Here is a 21,676-nt window from a genome sequence, read left to right as displayed (position 1 = left end):
CTGGCGAATTGCCACAGGCGCTGCCGTCCGATTGGGCCGTGATAGGTCGCGGCGCGATTGAGCGTCGCACGTTGATGGCAGGAGCCATGGTTTTGCACCAGCCATGCTCCCGCTCTTGGAGATCTTCGGCAGGCCAGGGCGCTGTCCGTCAGCATTAGGCCGGCCAATCGCCTCACCAGTCCATCACCACCTTGCCCGAACTACCGCTGCGCATCGCATCGAAGCCGGCCTGAAAATCGTCGATTCCGATGCGGTGGGTGATCAGGCCGGAAACATCCAGCGGGCCCTGCACAAGCGCGATCATCTTGTACCAGGTCTCGAACATCTCGCGGCCGTAGATGCCCTTGAGATGCAGCATCTTGAAGATGACCTTGTTCCAGTCGATCTCGAAGCCGGTCGGCGCGATGCCCAGAATGGCGATCTTGCCACCATTGTTCATGGTGTCGATCATGTCGCGGAAGGCGGGGGCTGCGCCCGACATTTCGAGGCCGACATCAAAACCCTCGGTCATGCCGAGTGCCGGCATGACATCGCGCAGCTTTTCCTTCGAAGCATCCACGACATGCTGGACGCCGAGTTTTTTGGCAAGCGCCAGCCGCACCGGATTGATGTCGGTGATGACCACTTTTCGCGCGCCGACGCATTGGGCGACGAGCGCGCCCATGATGCCGATCGGCCCGGCGCCGGTGACCAGCACGTCCTCGCCGACCAGATCGAATGACAAAGCGGTGTGAACGGCATTGCCCAGCGGATCGAAGATCGCGGCGATCTCGTAGGGCACATCATCGGGGATCGGCACGACATTGTGCTGCGGGATCGCCAGATACTCGCCGAAGGCACCCGGCCGGTTGACGCCGACGCCGAGCGTATTGCGGCAGAGATGCCCTCGCCCGGCACGGCAGTTGCGACAATGACCGCAGACGGTGTGGCCTTCGCCCGACACGCGCTGGCCGAGCTTGTATTCGGTGACCGCCGCGCCGAAATCGGCGACGGTGCCGACGAATTCATGGCCGGTAACCATCGGCACCGGCACCGTCTTTTGCGCCCACTGGTCCCAATTGTAGATATGCACGTCTGTGCCGCAGATCGCCGTCTTTTTGATCTTGATCAGCACGTCGTTGGGGCCGATCTCCGGCACCGGCACCTCTTCCATCCAGATGCCCGGTTCGGCCTTGGCTTTCACCAGCGCCTTCATCATGTTCGACATCAGATGCTCCTTACACCTTGGTTTGATTCCACTCTCGCCTCTCCTCTGGTAGCCGCACAACGGAAAGGTGGGGTTCGGAGAGCACAGCTGAGATTTCTGGACCGATGGGTATGTCGAGGCTGCCATGGTGTCGAAGCAACACTCCACCGCGAGCGGCGCGTGAAGATCCAGTTCCAGCGAACCTCAGCGGAAACCGAGCAAGCGCCGCGCCAGATGCAGCGAAGTTTCAATTCAAACGATGAGGAATGAGAGTAGCTTGCGGCTCGGGCTATGTTGTCGATGTCCGCCACATGCGGCGCAATCACTCTACACGATGCTCTCGATGGTCGATCTCACCGCGATATCTCAATAGTGCGGACGCACAGGCGGCATCCGCAAACGTGCCCCTCGGTGAAGTGTCTGCTGACCGCTGGCTGTGTCAGAGCCAGAAGCTCATGGACGAAGCCGCCTTCTCCCACCTCGTGCTCTAGATCATCCGTCCTCTGACCAGAAGCGGCTTCCCAGATAGCCCCGCCGCTCAGTCGTCCAGCGGGCCTTCGGCTGGACGACAATGCCGAGCCCCCCTCGTGTCTACCGACCTGCGCGCGGCTTCTCGATGGCGTCCTTTCTGCCTCAAATTATCCGCGAAGCCCGCTGGTCACATATTTGCCGTCACAGGGACCCAGCGGCCTGCGCCTGGGCCTTCTCCCGCAGCGCCCCTGCTGCAGCGACCATGTTGATGAGGGCAGGGCGGATCTCCTCCCATTTCCTTGTTTTGAGACCACAGTCCGGATTGACCCACAGTTGGCTATCCGACAGTCGCTCGCGGGCAAGTTGGGCGAGATGCAAAATCTCGCCGACTTCTGGGACACGTGGTGAGTGAATGTCGTAGACGCCAGGACCGATTTCGTTCGGATATTAGGACTTCGTGAAGGCGTCTAGCAGTTCCATTTTGGAGCGCGACGTCTCGATCGAGATGACGTCCGCGTCCAGTTCAGCGATAGAATCGATGATCATTGAACTCCGAGTAGCACATATGCTGTGAATTTGGGTCGCGTCCTCCACGCCGGTAGAAGCGAGGCCGAAGCATTCGACAGCCCAGCCGAGATAATGTTTCCATAGGTACAGCCGATCTCCCCCCTTGAGGGTCCCTTGAGGGGGAGATGCCCGGCAGCACCTTGCCGATATGCCCCCTACAACAACCCCGCCTGCTCAGCCTCGCGGCACAGATTCTGCCGAGGCCTGGGGCCGATCTGCTGGATCACCAAGCCGGCCGCCAGTGAGCCAAGGTCGCCGCAGGTCTGCAGGTCGCGGCCTTGCGTGTAGCCATGCAGGAAGCCGGCGGCATAGAGATCGCCGGCGCCCGTCGTGTCGACCAGTTCCTTGATGGCGGTCGCCTTGATCACCACCGTCTCGTCGCCGCGCACGATCACGGAGCCTTTTTCCGAGCGGGTCACGGCGGCGATCTGGCAATCCTTGCGGATCTGCGCCAGCGCCTCGTCGAACGAGGATGTCTGGTAGAGCGATTTGATCTCGTGGCTGTTGGCAAAGACGATGTCGACCGTGCCCGAACGCATCAGCTCGAGGAATTCGTCGCGGTAGCGGTCGACGCAGAACGAATCCGACAGCGTCATCGACACTTCGCGGCCTGCCGCGTGCGCCAGCTTCGCCGTCTGGCGGATCGCTTCCTTGGCGCGCGGCGGGTCCCACAGATAGCCTTCGAAATAGGTGACCTTGGCGCCAGAAGCCTTATCGGCCTCGACATCCTCCGGCCCAAGCTCGACGCAGGCGCCGAGATAGGTGTTCATCGAACGCTCGCCGTCAGGGGTGACGAAGATCATCGACCGCGCCGTCGGCGGCTCGCCCTTGAGCGGCGTGGTGTCGAAGGCGACGCCCTGTGCATGGATGTCGTGCGCGTAGATTTCGCCCAGCGCATCGTTGGAGACCTTGCCGAAGAAGGCGGCGCGGCCGCCAAAGCTGGCGACGCCGGCCGCCGTGTTGCCGGCGCTGCCGCCGGAGGCTTCGATCGCCGGGCCCATGCGGCTGTAGAGCAGTTCGGCGCGGTGGGTGTCGATGAGGTTCATCGCGCCCTTGATGATGCCGTTGGTCTCCAGGAATTCCTCGTCGCACTGGGCAATGATGTCGACAATGGCATTGCCGATGCAAAGCACGTCATAATCCGGCATCAAAATCTCCGCCAAAAACCCGAGCCGGCTTCTTGCCACGCCGGCCCGGGGTGTTTCTTTCGAGTGTGGAATGGGTCGTCCTTTGCCGAAAGGATCCAATACCGACGCATCAAGCAGCTGCGGGTCCTGCCTCACGCGACAGGTCGTCAGCTCTGTCCGTCTTTTCCCAGGTGAACTCCGGCTCTTCGCGGCCGAAGTGTCCGTATGTCGCGGTCTTGCGGTAAATCGGCCGTAAGAGATCCAGCGCCTTGATGATGCCTTTCGGCCGGAGATCGAAAAGCTCAAGGACGGCGCGTTCGATCCGTTTTTCATCAATCTTTGCGATTCCGAATGTATTGATGAGGACTGAGACCGGTGCGGCCACACCGATCGCGTAAGCAAGCTGAACCTCGCACACCTCCGCAAGTCCGCTGGCAACGACGTTTTTTGCGACGTACCGCGCGGCATAGGCGGCCGACCGATCAACCTTGGACGGGTCCTTGCCCGAAAAGGCACCGCCGCCGTGACGCCCCATGCCGCCGTAGGAATCGACGATGATCTTGCGGCCGGTAAGCCCGCAATCGCCTCGCGGCCCGCCGACCACGAACCGGCCGGTTGGATTGACCAGGAACCTTATTCCCGTCGTATCCAGGTCATGGGGCAAGACCGGCCTTATGATCTCCTCAATGACGCCTTCGCGGACGGTGGCCTGTGAGACCTCATCATCATGCTGCGTCGACAGGACTATGGTATCGAGCGCTACCGGTCGCAAACCTTCATAGCGGACGGACACCTGAGATTTAACGTCCGGGCGGAGCCAGCCAAGGCGTCCAGTTTGGCGCACCTCTGCCTGTTTTTTCGTCAAATCGTGAGCAAGTTGGATTGGCAAAGGCATTAATGTTTCGGTCTCGTTGCATGCGTACCCGAACATGAGGCCCTGATCTCCCGCTCCCTGCTCGAGATCCTGCCCTCGTCCCTCGTCGACCCCCTGGCTGATGTCAGGCGACTGCTCGGTCAGGGCCAAGATCACCGCGCAACGACGGCCCGTCAAAGCCGATCGCATCGTCGTCATATCCAATGTCCAAAATGATATCGCGGGCAACTTGGCTGTAGTCGATCTGCGCGTGGCTGGTGATCTCGCCAGCCAGAACGACCATCCCTGACTTCACCAACGCTTCACAAGCAACGCGAGCCTGAGGATCCTTGCGAAGAATCGCATCGAGGACGCCATCTGAGATATTGTCGGCCATCTTGTCGGGATGTCCCGCGCCGACGGATTCGGAGGAGAACACGAATTGTCTGGTCATGGAATATCCTCGCTTCAAACGTTGGAATTAAATGTGACAGCTGATCCGGCCATCTTATCTGTCGGAGATGCCAGGTACGTCGAACGCAGCGCAGAAGTCGGCCGTCACTGCTGGCGTGCCTAACCGAATGCCGCTGGTGAGCGCGGGATGCCGCCGGTCGCCCGGCACCATGTTGAAATTCGTGATGATACCTGCTTGCGACAAGCGCTCGGCATAGGCTTTCCCGGACAGCGGCCGGTCCCGTAGATCAAGGATCAGCATGTGATTGTCAGTGCCCCCCGTGACGAGTTCATAACCTCGCTCCAGAAGCGCCTGGGCCAGAGCCTTGGCGTTGTTGACGATCTGCTGACCGTACACTCGGAACGACGGATTCCCTGCTTCGTGCAGAGCGACAGCTAGCGCTGCAATCGTATTCATGTGCGGTCCGCCCTGCAGGAGAGGGAACACGGCACGGTCTATGCGTTTGGCCAGATTGTGTTTGCTCTTGGAATGATAGAGTGCCTGATAGCGGTCTTCATTCCTTGACAGTATGAAGCCACCGCGGGGACCGCGTATCGATTTGTGAGAGGTGCTGGTGACCACATCGCAATGGCCTACAGGATTGGGGTGCACTCCTGCGACAACGAGGCCGCTGATGTGGGCGATGTCGGCCACCAGGTAGGAGTTCACCTCCGAAGCAATTTTGGCCATTGCCTCGTAGTCAAAGATACGCGGATAGGTGCGGTACTTTTCCGAATGTCATGATTTTGAGCGCCTTCTTGAAATCCGCCCCAGGCGTCATTGGCGTCGAGCCGATCGCTCTCAGTCCAACTGGCCCGGAAAATTCACTTTTCGCCCAGCTTCGAGATTGCGCACGATATTTTCGACTGCGATCTGGTAGAACTCACCGACATGGAAGGCCATGGCACCATCAAGGTTTCGTTGGTGATATGAAATGATGCCGATCACGCAATTCACCAGAGCGACTACAGCGGACTCGTCCAAGGGGTAGTCGGCGTAGATGGCATTCGGATCACTGAAATAGCGCTTATCGAGATGCGCGAAGAACTTGTCCCGCCGGCCCATGATCATCGCAATCGTCGTCCTGTGGGCTTCCAGCTCATTGAGCTGTTCCTTGATCAGGCTTGGAGATGGTGTCCCCGATTTCCAGGCGATGTGCATCTGGTTGTCGAGGCAAAACTCGAGGAACCTGAATAAGCTGCGGTCGCTGCGCCTTGGACTTTCAAGCAGCTTGGCAGTGGCAAGATGGAGATCGACTTCGATCGAGCGCATGATCTGGTAAAGTAGTGGTTCTATTCGCCAGAGCCTGTCCCCGTGCTCTTCGCATTGTTTCAATAGGGACGAATACGTTGCCAGCTTGATCACCAGACCCGGTGGGTTGTTCCCATGGACAAGCGCGGCATAGCGCCCGAGGCGCTCTTCATAGTTGGCCTGAATCTGTGCCTTCATCGATCGTCGTTCCTTCCGGAAAGAACCGGCAATCGCACGCACAAACCTGTTTCGGCGCAACCGCAATGAAAATTTGCCCGCCACCACCCATGCCGAGCGGCGGCAATTATTGCTGACGTTGAAGTGTGAGCCCGCTGTAGTGTCGCCATATTCTGCGCCATCAAGTATCTGGCTAACTAACATGTGGTCACATGCCACAAATTTTTGCCATAAGCATGATTGATTCCATTCAGAACTTGAAATTCAATGTCATGGTTTGGGAGAGATAATCCCGTTCAGCATTGCCATGAGGAGGGAAGAATGCGGAAAATGGGGGCATCCGATAACGGCAAGTTGAAAGTGCACGCCATTGCGGGGACACGCGTCGTGTTGCTGGCGCTGGATCTGTCCAAGGCGGATGCGCGGGGGTTGAGAGGCTTCGCGTTTCGACGCCGCGTCAATGGTGGTGAATGGTCGTGGCTGACAGGACTGAAGATATTCGAGAAGCTGTTCCCGCAGGGCGTCAAGGCTGCGGAGGATGGCAAGATACCGCGGTTCTTCACGAACGAGCATCCGATTCAAAGCTTTATGTGGAGCGACTATCAGGCCAATCCGCAGACCAGATATGAATTTGAAGTCTCGGCCATGTTCGGCGAGCCGGGTGCGCTTGAAGCCCGCCATACCGCAAGTATCGACATTACCACCGAGGCAGAAGACGACGGCAGACATGGTATCTGGTTCAATCGTGGTGCCATCGCCAGCCAGGCCTTCGCCGAAAAGTTCGGCAACAAGGCGCTCGGCGACGACGAGTATAACGATCCGGAAAACAAGGAGGTCGCGTGGTTGTCGCGCGGCCTGCTTGAAGCGTGTATCGCCCATATTCGGGAGACACCCGCGGGCGATGGGCTGCGCGTGGCGGCCTATGAGTTCACATATTTGCGCTTCGCGAAGGAGTTGAAGGCTGCTATCGACCGTGGCGTCGACGTACGCATAGTGTTCCACGACACAAAGGTCAACAACGCGAACGCAGAACTGGCTGGGCTAGCGGAGAAGGTTGGCAACCGCACGATACTGTTTCGGCGCACGAAAACCAAAATCCCCCACAACAAGTTCATCGTGCGTCTTGCTGGCGGGACCGACCCTGTCTCGGTCTGGACAGGCTCGACCAACTTCACGCCCTCCGGCTTTCTGGGGCAGACGAACGTCGGACATAAGGTGACCGATGCCGGGGTTGCAAAAACCTATTTTAAATTCTGGACCGGTCTCACCAGCGATCCCGATGACGACCACGCAACGGTTGCAGCTGTCGGTCTGACCCCCAACCCAGCCAATCTTGTCGGTCCTGGCGTCACGCTTGTGTTTTCACCGCGCACCAGCACGCGAATGCTCGATTGGTACGGCGCGCGTATCGCGGACGCAAAAACGTCCTCCATGTTTACGGGTGCCTTTTCCGTCGATCCCAAGATTCTGGCGCCCATGGCCGCGAAAGGGCCGTCGATGCGGTTCATTTTGCTCGAGCGGCCTCCGACCGAGGCAATCGAAAAGGCACAGCAGGAGAATCCAGCCGATCTGCAATTCTCGTACGGCGCCATCCTTGGCAAAGAGAAGATGGAAGTTGAAGAGCGGACTGGGCGTAGCGCCACGGGAAAAAAAGTCACCAAGATCGTGCCGATACCTCATTTCAAGATCGAAAGTTGGTTTCTCGATGAGGAACTGGAACGCCAGAGCGGCGATGGATTCGTCTTTTTCATCCACACCAAATTCCTGCTGATCGATCCTCTATCTCAGGATCCGCTGATCTGCACAGGATCGGCGAATTTTTCCGGAGGCTCCCTTACCGCAAATGACGAGAACATGCTGTTGATCCGCGGCGACACCCGGGTCGCTGATATCTACCTGACAGAGTTTGACCGGATATTTCGCCACTTCTACTCTCGCGACATCATCAACAAGATCGAAAAGTTGGGTGGCGAAGCCAAGGTTGGGATACTTGATCCATCGGGCAAATGGCTCATCGCCTACTATGCCGACGACAATGCCAAGTGTCACAAGCGACAAATGTTCTTCGCCGATCCGGACGCAAGTTGGAGCCAGGCGGCACCGGACGATCACGACATATTCAAGGGCGAAAAGAAGCTGCCTGTGATTTGACCTGAAATGGGCCCAAGCGTTCACCAGGCGAGCGCCACCTGCACGTCTGCGCACCTTCTGAAGCGATTGGTCCCGCGGGCCGCAAAATTTTCGTTGCGGCCTATCAAGACCGTTCGCGTAGCGCTAACGGCGCGGTGATGTTCGCTTGGTCGTTGCCTTTTGCGTCGCCTTGGCCCCCGGCTTCCGCCCAAGCCCGCTGGACTTTGCCAATGCAGAGCGTTGGGCCGCGTAATTCGGCGCGACCATCGGGTACTCTCGCGCCAGCCCCCACTTTTCACGGTATTGCTCAGGCGTCAGCCCGTAATGAACACTGAGGTGGCGCTTCAGCGACTTGAACTTTTTCCCATCCTCCAAGCAAATGATGAAGTCAGGCGTCACCGATCTCTTTGGATTGACCGCAGGCTGCGCGATCGGCTCTTGGGCTGCCGTTGGATGACCGATGCCCGACAGTGTCGAATGAACTAGACTGATGAGATCTGGGAGACCGGTCACTGGCAGGGCATTTTTGGCAACGTATGCCGAGACGATATCCGCGGTCAGTCCGACCAGATCGGCTTGCTCAGCTTCTTTTTCCTCGCTCAAAATATATTCTCCTGATGATACGCAATTGCCCAAGGGTGAATATGTAGTGCAAGTTTGAGCGCGCGCCAATCGCGGCAGCCAGAACCTCCTAAAGGTGCGGTCTATCCCCTAAGGCCGACCTAGTCGGCCTCTGCCGTACTTGTGCGCGCAGGCTGTGTGATGGTTGGTGAAAGCAGCGCGGTCATTTGCAGAAGCCAATGGGAGCGATGCGCACATGTAGAATTGCTCGGTCGAACCAAAGATGGGTCGGCGAGTCGGCATTGGCGGCGTTTCATTTGGCGCCCCTCGCCGGGGGCTGTCGGTCCCGCATCCCGCCTTGCGTCGGCGCTATGCTGATGCTCCTTCGGCCGCCCTGTTAAACCGTCTCAGGGTCACGAACTTTCTCCAGCACCGCACTGCCTTTGGTCGCTATCGCGGTCATTTCGGTGCTTCCGTCTTGTACGCCATTGTCCCTCGACGAAAGCGCGGTTCCGTTGATGACCCCGCGCTGACGTCGGCGCTTTGGCAGGCGCTTGGGATTGCTTGCCCAGAGATGACAACCGCTTTGGCGCCAAGATGGCATCCATGAGTTTGGCATAAGCAGCGTGTCTGGCCTCTTTCTGGACAAACCCTTCGCATCTTGCCCGATATCGCTTTTGCTGCGTTTGGGGTGATAAACGTGAACCAGCTTGTCGCCGCGCCGGCACACTCCAAAATGCGGCTGGCAGTGTCCCCGGCGTGAACCTTGCTGATTAAATGACAGCCTGCCGACGCTTGGGTGGCCAAGCAAATGCGAAACCGCCATCCTTGATCGGCCACGCTAGGCCGAAACCGTTGTCGAACGCCAGCGCTCGATCATCAGCGTTCGTCACTTCAGTCTCTACAACTATCAACTGTTTGCCGTTCCACCGCTGGTGCTGCCGATAGTCAAGAAGTTGCCCAATGGCTGTTCGAATCGCGAACCTAAGGGTCGACGGTTCGGTTGGTTTGATCTCAACCATGACCTCATCTCGCTTGTCAGCTACGTACCTTAAGTCGTCGCAGAAGGTGGCCGGGAAGGTCACGCCAGGAAACCGATCCTTAAGATAGGCTTCGAACCGTCTTTGCAATCTGTTGTGGCGGGGATGGACCACGGCTTCATATTTTTCCACATAACGCGAATACGCATTGGATGCAGCTTCCCCAGCTCGTCGTTTTCTGCGGGTTGCCGACGACGGGCGCCTAGTTTCACGCTCGCCCTCAAGAAGTTTTCTGACAGACCGGACAAAATCGCGCGCATTGCGGTTTTTCGTATCTTCCGCGTACCACCAACTGACCTGGCCGCTCCAACCGGGACCTCGCTCAAGCTTCATGCGTCGTTCCGATGAAGGCAACAGCCTGACGTCCTTGATCCTGGCCTTGACACGGAAGCTGGTGATTTCATCCTCCACGTGCCGCACCGATGGGAATTGGCCGTTGAATTTTTGTCGATGACGGTAGATGCGCGCGTTTCGGTACCAACCGACCACACAGCGCGGATCGCTCCCCTGTGTCGGAGCCGTCCAGACTATATCGACGCCATCGAGGAAGTCGTCCTCGGGACCGGCCCCAAGGCGCTGGATGTTGACCTGCCGATCCTCTTCGCCCTTGATGGTTTCGAAGTGGCCGTAGACATACCCATCTTCACAGGCAACGAAGTTCAACTCCTCACCGCAAAAGCCTTCCAGAACTGGAAACCCGCCGCCGCCTTTCGGAGGATCGTTCGGATCCCTGCCGGCATAGTGGTTCATCCATGCAATGTTGCAGAAGAGCAATGGCATTCGTTGTTCCTTATGACTGATGCATTATCGCTTTGACTGGGAGAAACCGGGGCGAGCCAGATCCCTATGGGATGAAGCTCCTTCGGCTGGCGCGCGGCCAAAATCGTCGCCGTTGCTACTCGCAATATTGGTCTTCTTCAAATTGGTAGTCGCCAAGTTGGCGGCGCGCGGCAAGAACCGCATCGAGACGCCAGAAGACCGATCCATCCGCGATGCGCGCGTCGGTAAGCAGACTGCGCGGTCTTGTAATTGACAGGGCCCGCAAAAGGACCGCTCTTGCTTGTGCGTCCGGTGCGAAGTCCTGGAGCGAGCGCACAAGGTCGAATCCGCTTGGGTCGCCCGTCGGTCGCAGTTTGTGCGCCAGCGCGCGATAAAGGACATCAAGGCCTGCGTAAGAGAAGTGGTTGGAGGCGTACCTTACGAGGAGGTTGATCGTTGCTGGCGAACTCCCATGATCGCTCCTCAAAGCCGCCGACAGCGCCTGCGCGACTGACACATCCGTCACCTCAACGATTTGGACCCCGGTAAGCGGATCGGCGCTGCGTGGCGGTGCTATCTGAATGTCGTACTCAACGCCTTTTTCCAACCCTGAAACCCATCGATCTGGCATGGGCGTCCAACATGCTAGGTCTACCATCTCGGACGCGTATGCCGCGACATCACGGTCTTGCTTGATGCCGTTGTCCAGTCGAAGGACCAATTGAGCTAACGCCTCGGCACTGAGGAAGCGACCTTGAGCCGCTAGCACGCGCGCAGCAAGGCTGGCATCAATCGGCAAGCAGGACGAATTTTTACCAGACGTGCCAAGTACACAACCCCACAACGGTGTGCTCCACTCCTCGCTTAGCGGAAGCACGCGCGCGAAACGTGGCAACCAGGTCGGGTCCACCCAGAACATGTCGTGGTTGATAACGAGCAAGCCGTATCGCCGAATGATCAGATCGAGATCACGTCCGTTAAGTTCGCCGCGGCGGGCGAGCAGCAATATTGGTGGAAGTGACCAGGAGCTGGTGGCGGAGCCCTCTGCGGCTTGTCTTTCGGAGTCCTTTGCCATCAACCACATCATCATTCCGGCTCCGTTGCCCATGCCCGACGCTTGCGGGCCAGCAGCGAAGTATTCGACGATTTTTGTCGAAAGCTCGCACCAACTCGCCGCGCACCTGGCCAAGCGTGGAAAGACCGCGGCGTTCGGCGCCAAGGTGAGTTTGGGACTTCCCGCCACATCCTCGACGAACCGTAGAAAGGCGAGCCAGTCCGATGGTCTGACAACGTCGCGTTCTGCCCGAACGGAGGTCAACAGGATAGCGGCCTCCAACGAGCGTCGCCGCGCGTCCTCGTCCCGGAGCTCACCAAAAGCCAGGGCAAGCCCGGCGAGGTAAGTCCGCACAGCCTGATCGGAAAGCTCCGATAGGCCATAGTCGGCGACCGTTCGCACGTCGTCGACGTTGTAGAGATCATCGATTTCTGGACCGTTCAAAAGGAAATATGTCGCGGGGCAAGACCGCGCTCGATCAAGCAGCGCAGCTTCGAGCGCAAACTGGTAATCCCACAATCGGTCGCGCTTGACGTCCTTGGAATCACAGACGTCAATCACACCGCTGCGCGAAGAGACAAAATGCAGCCGTCGACCGGCGTCCTTAGACAATTCGGACGATAGCCGGAATTCCCAGTTTTCCTGGTCGCCTATCGGGTGACTGACAAGCCCACCTACACCGCCGCGCATCAGGGCTGTCCGCGCCTTGATGCGTTGCTCGTCCCAACGCGGCGAAGCAGGTTCGAGATCGTCGGCGGCAATCGCCAACTGCACTCCCGATCCCATCGCGCTCGGAAGCAATGAGGACATCCATGGCGGGCCGGGGCGTACCTCGATCCAGCCGTTCGGCTGCACGGCGATGTGATATTGCAGGAAGTACAGGAGCATGCAGATGGCGACTACAAGCGCTGCACTCCAACCGAAAACGCGCCGTACCCTTCCAGCCAAGGCTCGTCTGGGTTCGGGGGCTAAGGGCGGCCCAATGGTCTTGTCGGACCATTCGAGCGCAAGATGGCCGGAGCCACAAAGCTCCGGCGACTGCCTGCGACCGCCGGCGAAGAGGTAGGCAAGTTGCTCGGTACGCTCCCTCGCGAAAACAAAGAGCCGCGCCAGGTCGCTCGACGCCGATCCCCCGGGCGACGGCTGCGTAGCGGTCCCGGGCATTGCGGCCAGTGCAAAGAGCCGCTTGTCTACGAGCGCTTCGTGCAGGGCAATCGTGAACAGGCCTCGGCCGAGAGCAGGGTGCTCGTAAGCCAATTGCTGCGAAGTGGCGCCGGAGAGGACCAGGATGTTGTCGTCGCCAAGTCGACCCGATAGCGCTGCCCGAAAGTCCTTCGCAACGCCGCCGGCATGGCAAAAGTCAAAAACCGCCGAGACCTTCGCCGGTCTGGCAAGCATGACAAGATCGGCAAGCCCGGCGCCGGTGAGGTCTATTTGGTCAGGATTAGCCTCATAGGTGCAGAACCAGGTCTGGTCCGTGCTCTGGTCACCATGACCCGAAAGGACCAGGATGAGTTCGCAGCCTCCGACTTCTTCACTCGCGCCAATCTCTCGAAACATCGCTTCAAGCGACTTGCGGGTAAGGTTCTCGTCGTAAAGCCCTGTGGGGGCATCGCTGGAAGCCAGAACGGCGATCGCATTGGCCAGCGCGGAGGCTCCCTCCACAGAATAGCGAAGCCGAGACCGTGAACTCATGTAGATAGGGCTGGAAAAGCGATCGGCAGCTATACTACAAACGCTTCCGGAAGGATGCACATCGCTGGAGGATTGATCATGAGCGGCGGAGTAGCTTTGACCACTGCGCTCGGCGTTTTCCTGGTTGGTATTTTCGGAGGGTTCGTCGCTGAGCTTGTTCATTGGTATGGCCTAAGGACAAATCCGCGATTTCCAGAATACCTGAAAAGTGCACTCTACTGGATTATCACAGCGCTGATGATATTTGTATCCGGCGCTTTCACTTGGTTGAATTTTGGCAGTCAGGCGCAAGCATTGACTGCATTCCAGATCGGGCTCTTGACCCCGCTAATCCTGCAAAAGGTCATTGCGGGGGCCGCTGGCGCGGAAACGGCTCGCTCACCCCGAGCCAATGTGACCGATTTCTTCCGCGGCTAACAATCTTCGACGATCCACGAAGCATTAGCCGTCCGGGGCTCTGCATCGCGAAATTAGCGCGACTCGATTTTACTTGCCAAGTCGCCAGTTCGGGCAGACTATGCGGGTGTGGGTCTTCACGAGGAGGGATCGTAAGTCATGACGAAGATTACTCTCATCGAATCTGCTGACCGCGAGCCTACAATCAAGGTCAAGCCGGGCGTAACCATAGAGCAGGTTGAAGTCAGCGTTTCCGACGAAAAGGGCAATTCAAAGCCGCTTGCGACACTTTGCGGCTATGACGCAACCTACTGCGTGGCCCTGATCGAGCAGAGCTGACGGTTGGCAGCGTGCCATGTACTCCACATCACGCTACAATTTCTCGATCCCTACAAAGACCGGCAGTATCATTCTTTACAATGCGCGAACGGGAGCGTCGCGTCATTTTGCGGGGAGCGATGCTGCCGATCTCGGCTTCGCTCTTTGCAGGCACCCCGCAAAAATCGATCTCACCAATCTAGGGGAAGCGCTGTCGCAATCCTTGCTGAGCGGTGGATTTGTTGTTGAGCCGGGGTTCGACGAAATAAAGCAAATTCGGGAGCTCTTCCTGCAGACCAAGGCAGAGTCCCCAATCATTGTGACCATCACTACGACCAACAATTGCAATCTAGGGTGCTTCTACTGTTTTCAGAAGCGGGACGAATCCACGCTTGAGTTTGGCAATGTCGATAAGATCGTCGAGCGCGTTGAAAACATTCTGACTGCTTCCGGCAAGCCAGCCCTACACATTGATTGGTATGGCGGCGAGCCGATGTTGAATCGGGCCTTTCTGGAAAAGGCATCGTCACGGCTCCAGGCACTCTGCAATCAGTTGGGACGGCGGTACTCAGCGTCGATCTTGACCAACGGCACACTGTGGCCTGGCGATCCCTTGGCTTTCGCCCGCATCCACATGATTGAGCGCGTTCAGGTCACCTTCGACGGATTTGGCAAATCCCATAACAAGGTACGGCGCTACCGTCGCGGATTTTCCGGCGAGGATCAGTTTCAGGGCGCTATCAGACTGATTGAAGCTCTCAAACGGGATGTGACCGTTGATATCCGTTTCAACCTGGGTACGAAGAACAGTGCGGATCTCGTTTTGCTCGCCGAATTCGGGATGACAAACGGCTGGTTCGAGAAGGGGTCAAAGGCAACGCTGCAGATCGCTAAACTGACGCCTTACTCAACCGAGGTCGATTTCATCCGCAAGACTGAGCTGGCTTATGCGGAATTCGAGGCCGCCAGGGATGTCGTGCGCGCCATCGTCCCAGAAATCTATCTCGACAAGACAGCCGCATTGGATCGCTACCCCCACCCAAGAAGATCCGTGTGTGCTGCGATTGCCGAGGATTCGATCGTCATCGGCGCTGATGGATCCCTGTACAATTGCGGCCTCCAGGTTACCGAACCGCACCGCGCTGTCGGACAACTCGATCGAGAATCCACCGCACAACAAGCCACGCAGGAACAATGGTGGGACGGGTTCGATCCGACACGCAACGAAAAGTGCAGCACATGCTCCTTTCTGCCGCTGTGCTGGGGGGCTTGCCCAAAGCTTCACCTGGAGCGCGATACGGCATCGCTCGATCAACAGAGCGAATTCTGGCGGACCATGCTGCCGAGGCGATTGACATCCTCGCTCGGACTGCAGCTACCAACCGATTTTGCCTTAACCGCAACGGACCAATTCAAATCCGCGCCGCCCGATCGTCGCTAGGCTTGTGAGAAGTCAAGGCGGGGGTCGTGTCAACACTGATCGGATCGCGGGTCTTGCGAACTCCGCGCGACGGCGAATTTGCTCTACTGAAGCAGGGCTCTCAGGCTTTCTGGAGCGCCCTCGAGCGCGAAGGGGTTGAGGATCTGCCTTCGCCAAAACAACTGACGATCAATGACGCTAAGATTGGCTTCCTCGCAGACGCGATCCCACTGATCGCGGATCGTTGTGATCTGTGCCGCCGCGATCGCGGTGGCGTCCTCTTTAGACAACTGGAACACCGCATGTGCCTGAAGGCAGACCGCAACCTGGCTTGATCGGTTGTTGCCGAGGATCAACATCGCTTGGCCCGCCTCGTTGCCGGCGCGCGCCTGCGGGCAGATGTCGTAGGCAGGGGTCAGCTCCAGCTCGGAGCCATTCCAAAATGCGGCATGATTGCGGGCATGGTCGTCCGTGTTGCCGCAAAGGATATTGAAGACTACCCGCGAATACAGCTCCTTCAGCGTTTTCTTTGGATCGCTAAAGCGATGGCGGATGATCGGCGCCAGATCTTCATAGCTGGCATAGCGCGCCATCATCTCATCGAGGCCGAGCATCGTCAGTGCAGAAACCATGCTGCGGCGGCGCCATTGATCGCCTGACTTTTGCCGGTCGAAACGGGTGATGAGCAGGACATCCTTCCCTACGGTCTGTGTCAGGCGCACCGGTGCCGCATTGATCCCGACCATGCCGGCAAGCCGCATGGCGATGAACTCAGCCTTTACCACGCTGTAGACGTCGCCTTGAGAGGAGAATTTCGCGATGAATTTTGCATCCGCGTCGGCGATCAGTGCTTTCGGCCGGGCTCCGCCGATGGAGCTTCCATGAAACAAGGCCTGGTCCAGCTCGGACGTCAGCGGCACACCCTCTTCGACGCGGGCGGCAGCGCTCAAAAGCTCCTCCAGCGATGCGCTTCGCGATTGGCGTGGAACGTATCTGCTGGGCGACGCCTGGAAATCGAGCGCGCCTATGCGGTCAGATCCAGACTCCAACAGGTAAGTGAGCTCGTCCAGCGCCGCGGGATCGATCGCGTTGCCCTTTTTGCCCAGGATAAGGTTGATGATGACGCGCCGGCCCCAGGCATCAGGCGCTGCGTCGCGAATGCTGTTGGGCATCGAAAGACCAGGCGACAGCGGCAATCCGCCTGCCTTCAGCGGCAATTCGGGGTCGTAGATCGCGATCGCGTCTTCGCGGGCCAGGTAGGAACGGCCATAATTGAATAGCAGCTTGTCGCCGTCACGCGTCAACAGTCCGGCAACAACCGGCTCCGTCGCTTGTGGCAGCCAAATCCAGACAAAAGCCTCGCGGGGTGCGTTTTCAGAAGTCATCTTTCACCGGACCGGTTGACGTGCGTACGGCCTGGGGAAGAAGCGTCAGCGTTGCGGTGTTCGCCGCTATGTGCTGGGCAAACGTTGCCAGGTCGCTATCGAACAGCCTTACTCCCACGACGGCCGCGGCCTCGAAGACAGCGCCGATAGCGCAGCCGAGGTCGCCCCGTTCAATACGGTGGACGAGACCACGCGATAGACCGGCACGCTCACCGAGCTCCTCGACAGTTATGCGACGCTCGATGCGTGCGCGCCGGATGAGTTGCCCTAGGAGCAGCGCGGCGTCGCGGCTATAACGCGAATAAGACCTCGATGCGGGCTTAGCCATGATCATGTTCCATTAATGGTACTTTTTACCGCTTTGCGCTCCATTTATAGCGCAAAAATCCCTCTGACAAGCCATTGCTCGTCACGGAGTCTCATAAATAGGACGAAAAATAACTTTGCGACCTATTTATGGTACAATTAAGCTGCGGAAACGGCCTTTTTGCGGCCCAACATTAGGGCCTGCTAACGCGAAAGCGTCGACAACGGCAGCCTGCTATGCGTCACTGACGTCAGGGCGACTCATGGTGATTTTGAAGCTGAAATTTCTCCGCAGGAAACTTTAGATGACAAGCGGTTTTCCCCAGCCCTCTGCAAAAGATGCGGCCGCGGCCTATTTCAAGCGCCGGCTGACGATCAGCGATACTTCCAAACTCGACCCCGGGGTTGATGAGCCGGGGCTTCTCGCTCTTGCCGGTAACAAGATCGTTCTTGGCGAGCCTGGCATGGGCAAGAGCGAGCTCATGCGCGAGCTCGGACGGCAGTTAATCGTTGAACCGGTGACCGCGATCCGGTTCATCAACAGCAAGAACCCGGCCAAGCTGGTGGCGATGGGCAAGCCGATTTTGATTGATGGCCTCGACGAGGCCATGTCCAAGCGCGAGGGCGACGCCGTCGATGCAATCCTCGCCCAGCTCGAAGAGGCCGGTTCGCCGCCGTTCATCCTCTCGTGCCGCTCGCGCGAATGGCAGGCGCGCAGCATAACGGACCTGCGCCAACTCTACGGTGCCGATCCCATTGTGCTGACGCTCGAACCCTTCAACCGTTCAGAAGCGCGCGCCTATCTCGTTGCGCGGTATTCAACCGTGGATCCCAACCATGTGCTCGACCATCTCGCCTTACACGGATTGGAAGAGCTTTATCGAAATCCCTTGACGCTTGGCCTGACTGGACGGGTCGCCGAGACCGACGTGCAATTGCCGGGGACGCGGGCTGCCTTGTTCGAGCGCGTCTGTACATTGGTCTGGCCTGAGCACGATCCGGATCGCCAGAATATGGGATTGGCCCAACTCACTCAGGATGAAGCGCTTGATGCTGCAGGGGCAATTGCTGCTGGCCTTTTGTTTTCGGGCGCTGAAGCTGCGAGCGCTGCGGGCGCATCGCAGGTTCAGCAAGGTGATCTGCGACTGTCAGATTTGGAAAAGCTGCCGAGCGCCAAGGCCGCGCGGGCGATTTTTTCCTGCAAGCTATTTCACAGCGTTGGTCCTTCGCGGGCCAAACTTATTCACCGCGTCATCGCAGAGTATCTCGGCGCACGTTGGCTCTCGCGACAGGCCACCACTCCGCGGACGCAGCGCCGCGTTCTGGCACAATTGCAGGGCAGCGGCGGCGTTTCCGCAAGTCTGCGCGGCATTCATGCCTGGCTTGGCTACCATAGCCCGCCAATGGCCGAGCGGATCATCGCCGAAGACCCCTACGGTGTGCTTCGCTATGGGGAGACCGCTGCGCTGACCCCGCATCTGGCCGATTGTCTTTTCGAGGCGCTGCGCAGGCTCGCTCACGACGATCCGTATTTCCGGTCGGCCGATTGGGACATCAAGACGGCGGCGGGCCTGATGATCGCGGCCCTCAAGCCCAAGATCAAAGATATCATCGCGGCGGCAACGAGCAGTGTGCATCTGCGTTCGCTCTTGATAGAAGGATTGAAGGGCACATCCCTGGCCGCCGAGCTGGCCGACACGCTCGAAGTAATCGTCCTGTCGAGAGAGCGCTTTTACGCCGAGCGCGCCGACGCGGCGGACGCCCTCATGCCATATCGCGACCGCGCCTGGTGGCAGGCGACGGTGGCAGCTTTGGCTGATCAGGGCGGCGACACCTCGCGCCTTGCGCGCAAGCTGATCCAAGCCATTGAGGGCGATGTGCCAGACGCGGTGCTGGTCGCAACATTGTTCGGCGAATTAGGCTTAACAAGTTGTCCGCTGCCACGCCGCAGGGATCGGCGCGTCCACACAATCCGCCCATATCGGCGCCTGTTCGACACGATAGCTACGGCACGACTGGCCGGAATACTGGATTTGATCGCCGAATATGCGGAACTCTTGACCAACGACGATTGGCGGCAGGCCGGCGAAGTAGCAGACATCGTGGCTCAGCTGATCGTCCAGGCAATTGATAAAGGCATTACCGGACCGGCCCAAGCTCCTGCGCTGTGGCGCTGGCTCAAGATCATTGAACGGTCCCATCGCTCCCATCGTGAAGAATACCAGAGCCTGGCCGACCGATTGTCGACGCACGATGCGTTGCGACGCGCGGTCCAGGAGCACGTTCTTGCGACTGACCGCCGCAAGGATAGCCTGTGGGCGACCGAGCACCATTTACAACACCGTTTGGTCGGGCTCACAACACGACCAGGCGACATTGTCTGCGCGCTCGCTCGCTTGGCCGAAGGCGACACAAAAGACGCTGGCCTGCGTGAAGATTGGAAGGACTTGTTGCAGATTGCCAGGGGCCCAAGCGGGCTCGATCCCAATGTGCGGCTGGCCGCGGAAGCGTTCCGGCGCGGCGACAAGCAACTGGCTAGGTTCCTGCGCAAGCTCGAAAATCCCAAGAAGCCCGCCTGGAAGGTCCGTCACGACAAGAAGGAAGCCATTTGGGTGCGCGAGCAGAAGGCGGCCTTCGAAGTGGTACGCCACCAGTTGGAAAAGGTGCGCGACGATCTGCGCTCCGGCGGACTCACGGCAATCTTCGAGCCCGCCGAAGCCTATCTTGGCATGTCATCCCGCGATTTGCCGAATGACCTGCCGCCGGCCGAGCGTCTGGTCAGCCTCCTTGGACCGGCGCTGGGTGACGACGCACTGACCGGATTCGAGGCCGTTCTTCATCGCCCCGATCTGCCCACCGCCGCTGAAATCGCTGAGGGTTTCGCACATGGGACGTTCTATAACTACAGCGGCCCGATCATGGCCGGACTTTATGAGCGTCTGCGCACCGGGAAGAGCTTGGCCGACCTTCCGGGTTCTCTCAAACTGGCGGCCCTGCTGCTCAGCTACGACGATCACGGCTGGAGCGTTGAGAATGAACAGGAGCGGCTGCAAGCCGCGCTGGAGGCCGAGGTCATCCCCACTGCCGAATCCCGCATCGCATTCGCGCGGCTCTGGATGGAACCGGCGTTGGCAGCCGGCAGCGATCATGTCAGCGGGCTCTACAAGCTCGCCCACGATCCTGCCTGGCAGGCGACCGGAGCTGCGCTGGCCGCTGAATGGCTGACGGCGTTTCCCAACGTTCCCGAGCAGGTCGAAGTAGGGCTGGTCGACTGCCTGACCCAGGCTGGCGCGGTCGATGCACTGCGCGATATCGCAGAGGCGCGCGCCGCGATGGTGTTTCGCAATTTCGATCATATGCTGTCGTGGCTTGCAATTGATGTGCTGGTGCGTTTTGAGTTGGTGAGGCCGGATCTCAACACGATCGGTGCAGGTCATCCTAGGTTCATCTGGTTCCTGCGCAACCGAATCCAATTCGAGCGGGGCGGCGGTATGATGCCGCTGTCGGTCGCACAGGCGGAATGGATCATTACCGAGTTTCGTGGGCATTGGCCCTACGCAGTGCTCAACGGCGTCGGCTCGGGCGACACAAACGACTATGACGCAACTGACTTTCTGCGCTCCCTGCTTGGTCTGATCGCTGGCGACACCAGCGTCGAAGCAAGCCAAGCCATGGCGCGCCTCGTTGCCGGATCCAATGACGGCTATGCCGAGCTGATCCGGCACATGGCAGCAGAACAGCGGCAGAAGCGGGCGGAAGAGGATTTTTCAGGGCTGGCGCCGAGCGATTTGACAGCGCTCCTCGACGACGGACCGCCCGGCAATATCGAAGACTTGAAGGCGATAGTGCTGGAAGAGATGGACATCGCGCGGCGCAAGCTCGCCGGTGATGATCTCGATACGGTTGTAGAATTCTGGACGGATGCTGGCGTTCCGCGCGACGAGAACCGCTGCCGCGACCGGCTGGCGGCGATGATCGGACCGGAATTGGCCCGCTACGATATCCAGCGGATTACGGAGGCGGACATGCCTCAGACCAAGCGGGCGGATCTCGCCTTCGCGCGCGGCACGATGCAATTGCCCATCGAGGTCAAAGGTCAGTGGCACCCGAATGTCTGGGATGCGGCGACCGACCAGCTCGATGTTCAATATCTCGTCGACTGGCGCTCCGAACAACGCGGCATCTACTGCGTCCTGTGGTTCGGCAATATGCCCTCGGCGAGCGGTAGGCGATTGAAGGCCAGGCCCAACGGGCTTCCCGCGCCCGCGAGCGCCCAAGAGATGAAAGAAATGTTGAAGGCCGCGATTCCCGAGGCGCGCCAGCCACTGATCGAGGTGGTTGTCCTCGATCTAATCAGCGGAAGACGCTGAAACGGCGCTTCGAGCCATGTGAGAATATAGTGGAGTCAGGTTCGGTCGCTTCTATTCGCGGAAAGACACAGCATTAATACACAGCGCCACTGAGACTTAAATTGCTGGTCAGAGTGCCGAAGATATAGTAGAGGATGTTTAGCTGGGAGGGAGCTT

General features: G+C 58.8%; 12 protein-coding genes and 3 pseudogenes. 4 read left to right on the top strand and 11 right to left on the bottom strand.

The window, feature by feature from the left end; genetic code table 11:
* Window positions 1-172: 172 nt before the first annotated feature.
* The 6 genes and pseudogenes from tdh to FJ419_RS22400 form a co-directional block, all read right to left on the bottom strand.
* A complete protein-coding gene (gene tdh, locus FJ419_RS22425) occupies window positions 173-1,207 on the bottom strand; it encodes an L-threonine 3-dehydrogenase (RefSeq protein WP_086081359.1) in 1,035 nt (344 codons plus the stop codon).
* 651 nt (window positions 1,208-1,858) lie between these two features.
* Window positions 1,859-2,305: pseudogene (locus FJ419_RS22420) on the bottom strand (5-methyltetrahydropteroyltriglutamate--homocysteine S-methyltransferase); the annotation flags it as partial.
* Window positions 2,306-2,379: 74 nt separating this feature from the next.
* Window positions 2,380-3,372 (bottom strand): adenosine kinase, encoded by a 993-nt coding sequence (locus tag FJ419_RS22415; protein ID WP_086081358.1) that lies wholly within the window; start codon window positions 3,370-3,372, stop codon window positions 2,380-2,382.
* Between the two features lie 109 nt (window positions 3,373-3,481).
* Window positions 3,482-4,658: pseudogene (metK, locus tag FJ419_RS22410) on the bottom strand (methionine adenosyltransferase).
* Between the two features lie 54 nt (window positions 4,659-4,712).
* Window positions 4,713-5,375 (bottom strand): annotated as a pseudogene (gene glyA / locus FJ419_RS22405) (serine hydroxymethyltransferase); the annotation flags it as partial.
* A gap of 84 nt (window positions 5,376-5,459) precedes the next feature.
* Window positions 5,460-6,290, bottom strand: coding sequence for a hypothetical protein (locus FJ419_RS22400; protein ID WP_198327536.1), 831 nt, complete (start codon window positions 6,288-6,290; stop codon window positions 5,460-5,462).
* A gap of 117 nt (window positions 6,291-6,407) precedes the next feature.
* Here FJ419_RS22400 and FJ419_RS22395 point away from each other — a divergent pair, with 117 nt between their 5' ends.
* Window positions 6,408-8,237 (top strand): phospholipase D-like domain-containing protein, encoded by a 1,830-nt coding sequence (locus FJ419_RS22395; protein WP_176479562.1) that lies wholly within the window; start codon window positions 6,408-6,410, stop codon window positions 8,235-8,237.
* A 123-nt stretch (window positions 8,238-8,360) separates the two neighbouring features.
* Here the strand turns inward: FJ419_RS22395 and FJ419_RS22390 are convergent, their stop codons facing one another.
* The 3 genes from FJ419_RS22390 to FJ419_RS22380 form a co-directional block, all read right to left on the bottom strand.
* A complete protein-coding gene (locus FJ419_RS22390) occupies window positions 8,361-8,819 on the bottom strand; it encodes a MucR family transcriptional regulator (protein WP_064993350.1) in 459 nt (152 codons plus the stop codon).
* A gap of 731 nt (window positions 8,820-9,550) precedes the next feature.
* Window positions 9,551-10,597, bottom strand: coding sequence for a hypothetical protein (locus FJ419_RS22385; RefSeq protein WP_064993349.1), 1,047 nt, complete (start codon window positions 10,595-10,597; stop codon window positions 9,551-9,553).
* Between the two features lie 115 nt (window positions 10,598-10,712).
* Window positions 10,713-13,487, bottom strand: a complete 2,775-nt coding sequence (locus FJ419_RS22380; protein WP_140698301.1) for a caspase family protein — start codon at window positions 13,485-13,487, stop codon at window positions 10,713-10,715.
* A 393-nt stretch (window positions 13,488-13,880) separates the two neighbouring features.
* On the opposite strand from FJ419_RS22380, the gene FJ419_RS22375 reads away from it, so the two are divergent.
* Window positions 13,881-14,060 (top strand): hypothetical protein, encoded by a 180-nt coding sequence (locus FJ419_RS22375; protein ID WP_064993346.1) that lies wholly within the window; start codon window positions 13,881-13,883, stop codon window positions 14,058-14,060.
* A 16-nt stretch (window positions 14,061-14,076) separates the two neighbouring features.
* Entirely contained in the window at window positions 14,077-15,480 is a 1,404-nt protein-coding gene (locus FJ419_RS22370) for a radical SAM protein (RefSeq protein WP_064993345.1), read from the top strand.
* Window positions 15,481-15,563: 83 nt separating this feature from the next.
* Here the strand turns inward: FJ419_RS22370 and FJ419_RS22365 are convergent, their stop codons facing one another.
* Both FJ419_RS22365 and FJ419_RS22360 read right to left on the bottom strand, forming a co-directional pair.
* A complete protein-coding gene (locus FJ419_RS22365) occupies window positions 15,564-16,844 on the bottom strand; it encodes a HipA domain-containing protein (protein WP_064993344.1) in 1,281 nt (426 codons plus the stop codon).
* Complete coding sequence (locus FJ419_RS22360) at window positions 16,834-17,172, bottom strand: helix-turn-helix transcriptional regulator (RefSeq protein ID WP_064993359.1); 339 nt, start codon at window positions 17,170-17,172, stop codon at window positions 16,834-16,836. Before FJ419_RS22360 ends, FJ419_RS22365 begins: the two co-directional genes overlap by 11 nt.
* Window positions 17,173-17,455: 283 nt before the next feature.
* On the opposite strand from FJ419_RS22360, the gene FJ419_RS22355 reads away from it, so the two are divergent.
* Window positions 17,456-21,520: a hypothetical protein gene (locus FJ419_RS22355; protein ID WP_064993343.1), complete on the top strand. Its 4,065-nt coding sequence runs from the start codon at window positions 17,456-17,458 to the stop codon at window positions 21,518-21,520.
* Window positions 21,521-21,676: the final 156 nt, after the last annotated feature.

The organism is Mesorhizobium sp. B2-6-2 (assembly GCF_006440615.1).
Lineage (GTDB): Bacteria > Pseudomonadota > Alphaproteobacteria > Rhizobiales > Rhizobiaceae > Mesorhizobium.
Note: the sequence above shows the minus strand (reverse complement) of the source record. Positions and strands in the feature narration are given on the sequence as shown.

Excerpts from the sequence above, each read along its gene's own strand:
- FJ419_RS22360 (WP_064993359.1), bottom strand. The coding sequence starts at position 17,172 with ATGGCTAAGCCCGCATCGAGGTCTTATTCGCGTTATAGCCGCGACGCC.
- FJ419_RS22370 (WP_064993345.1), top strand. The coding sequence starts at position 14,077 with ATGTACTCCACATCACGCTACAATTTCTCGATCCCTACAAAGACCGGC.
- FJ419_RS22355 (WP_064993343.1), top strand. The coding sequence starts at position 17,456 with ATGACAAGCGGTTTTCCCCAGCCCTCTGCAAAAGATGCGGCCGCGGCC.
- FJ419_RS22395 (WP_176479562.1), top strand. The coding sequence starts at position 6,408 with ATGCGGAAAATGGGGGCATCCGATAACGGCAAGTTGAAAGTGCACGCC.
- FJ419_RS22380 (WP_140698301.1), bottom strand. The coding sequence starts at position 13,487 with ATGAACAAGCTCAGCGACGAACCCTCCGAAAATACCAACCAGGAAAAC.
- FJ419_RS22375 (WP_064993346.1), top strand. The coding sequence starts at position 13,881 with ATGACGAAGATTACTCTCATCGAATCTGCTGACCGCGAGCCTACAATC.
- FJ419_RS22400 (WP_198327536.1), bottom strand. The coding sequence starts at position 6,290 with ATGTTAGTTAGCCAGATACTTGATGGCGCAGAATATGGCGACACTACA.
- FJ419_RS22365 (WP_064993344.1), bottom strand. The coding sequence starts at position 16,844 with ATGACTTCTGAAAACGCACCCCGCGAGGCTTTTGTCTGGATTTGGCTG.
- tdh (WP_086081359.1), bottom strand. The coding sequence starts at position 1,207 with ATGTCGAACATGATGAAGGCGCTGGTGAAAGCCAAGGCCGAACCGGGC.
- FJ419_RS22385 (WP_064993349.1), bottom strand. The coding sequence starts at position 10,597 with ATGCCATTGCTCTTCTGCAACATTGCATGGATGAACCACTATGCCGGC.
- FJ419_RS22415 (WP_086081358.1), bottom strand. The coding sequence starts at position 3,372 with ATGCCGGATTATGACGTGCTTTGCATCGGCAATGCCATTGTCGACATC.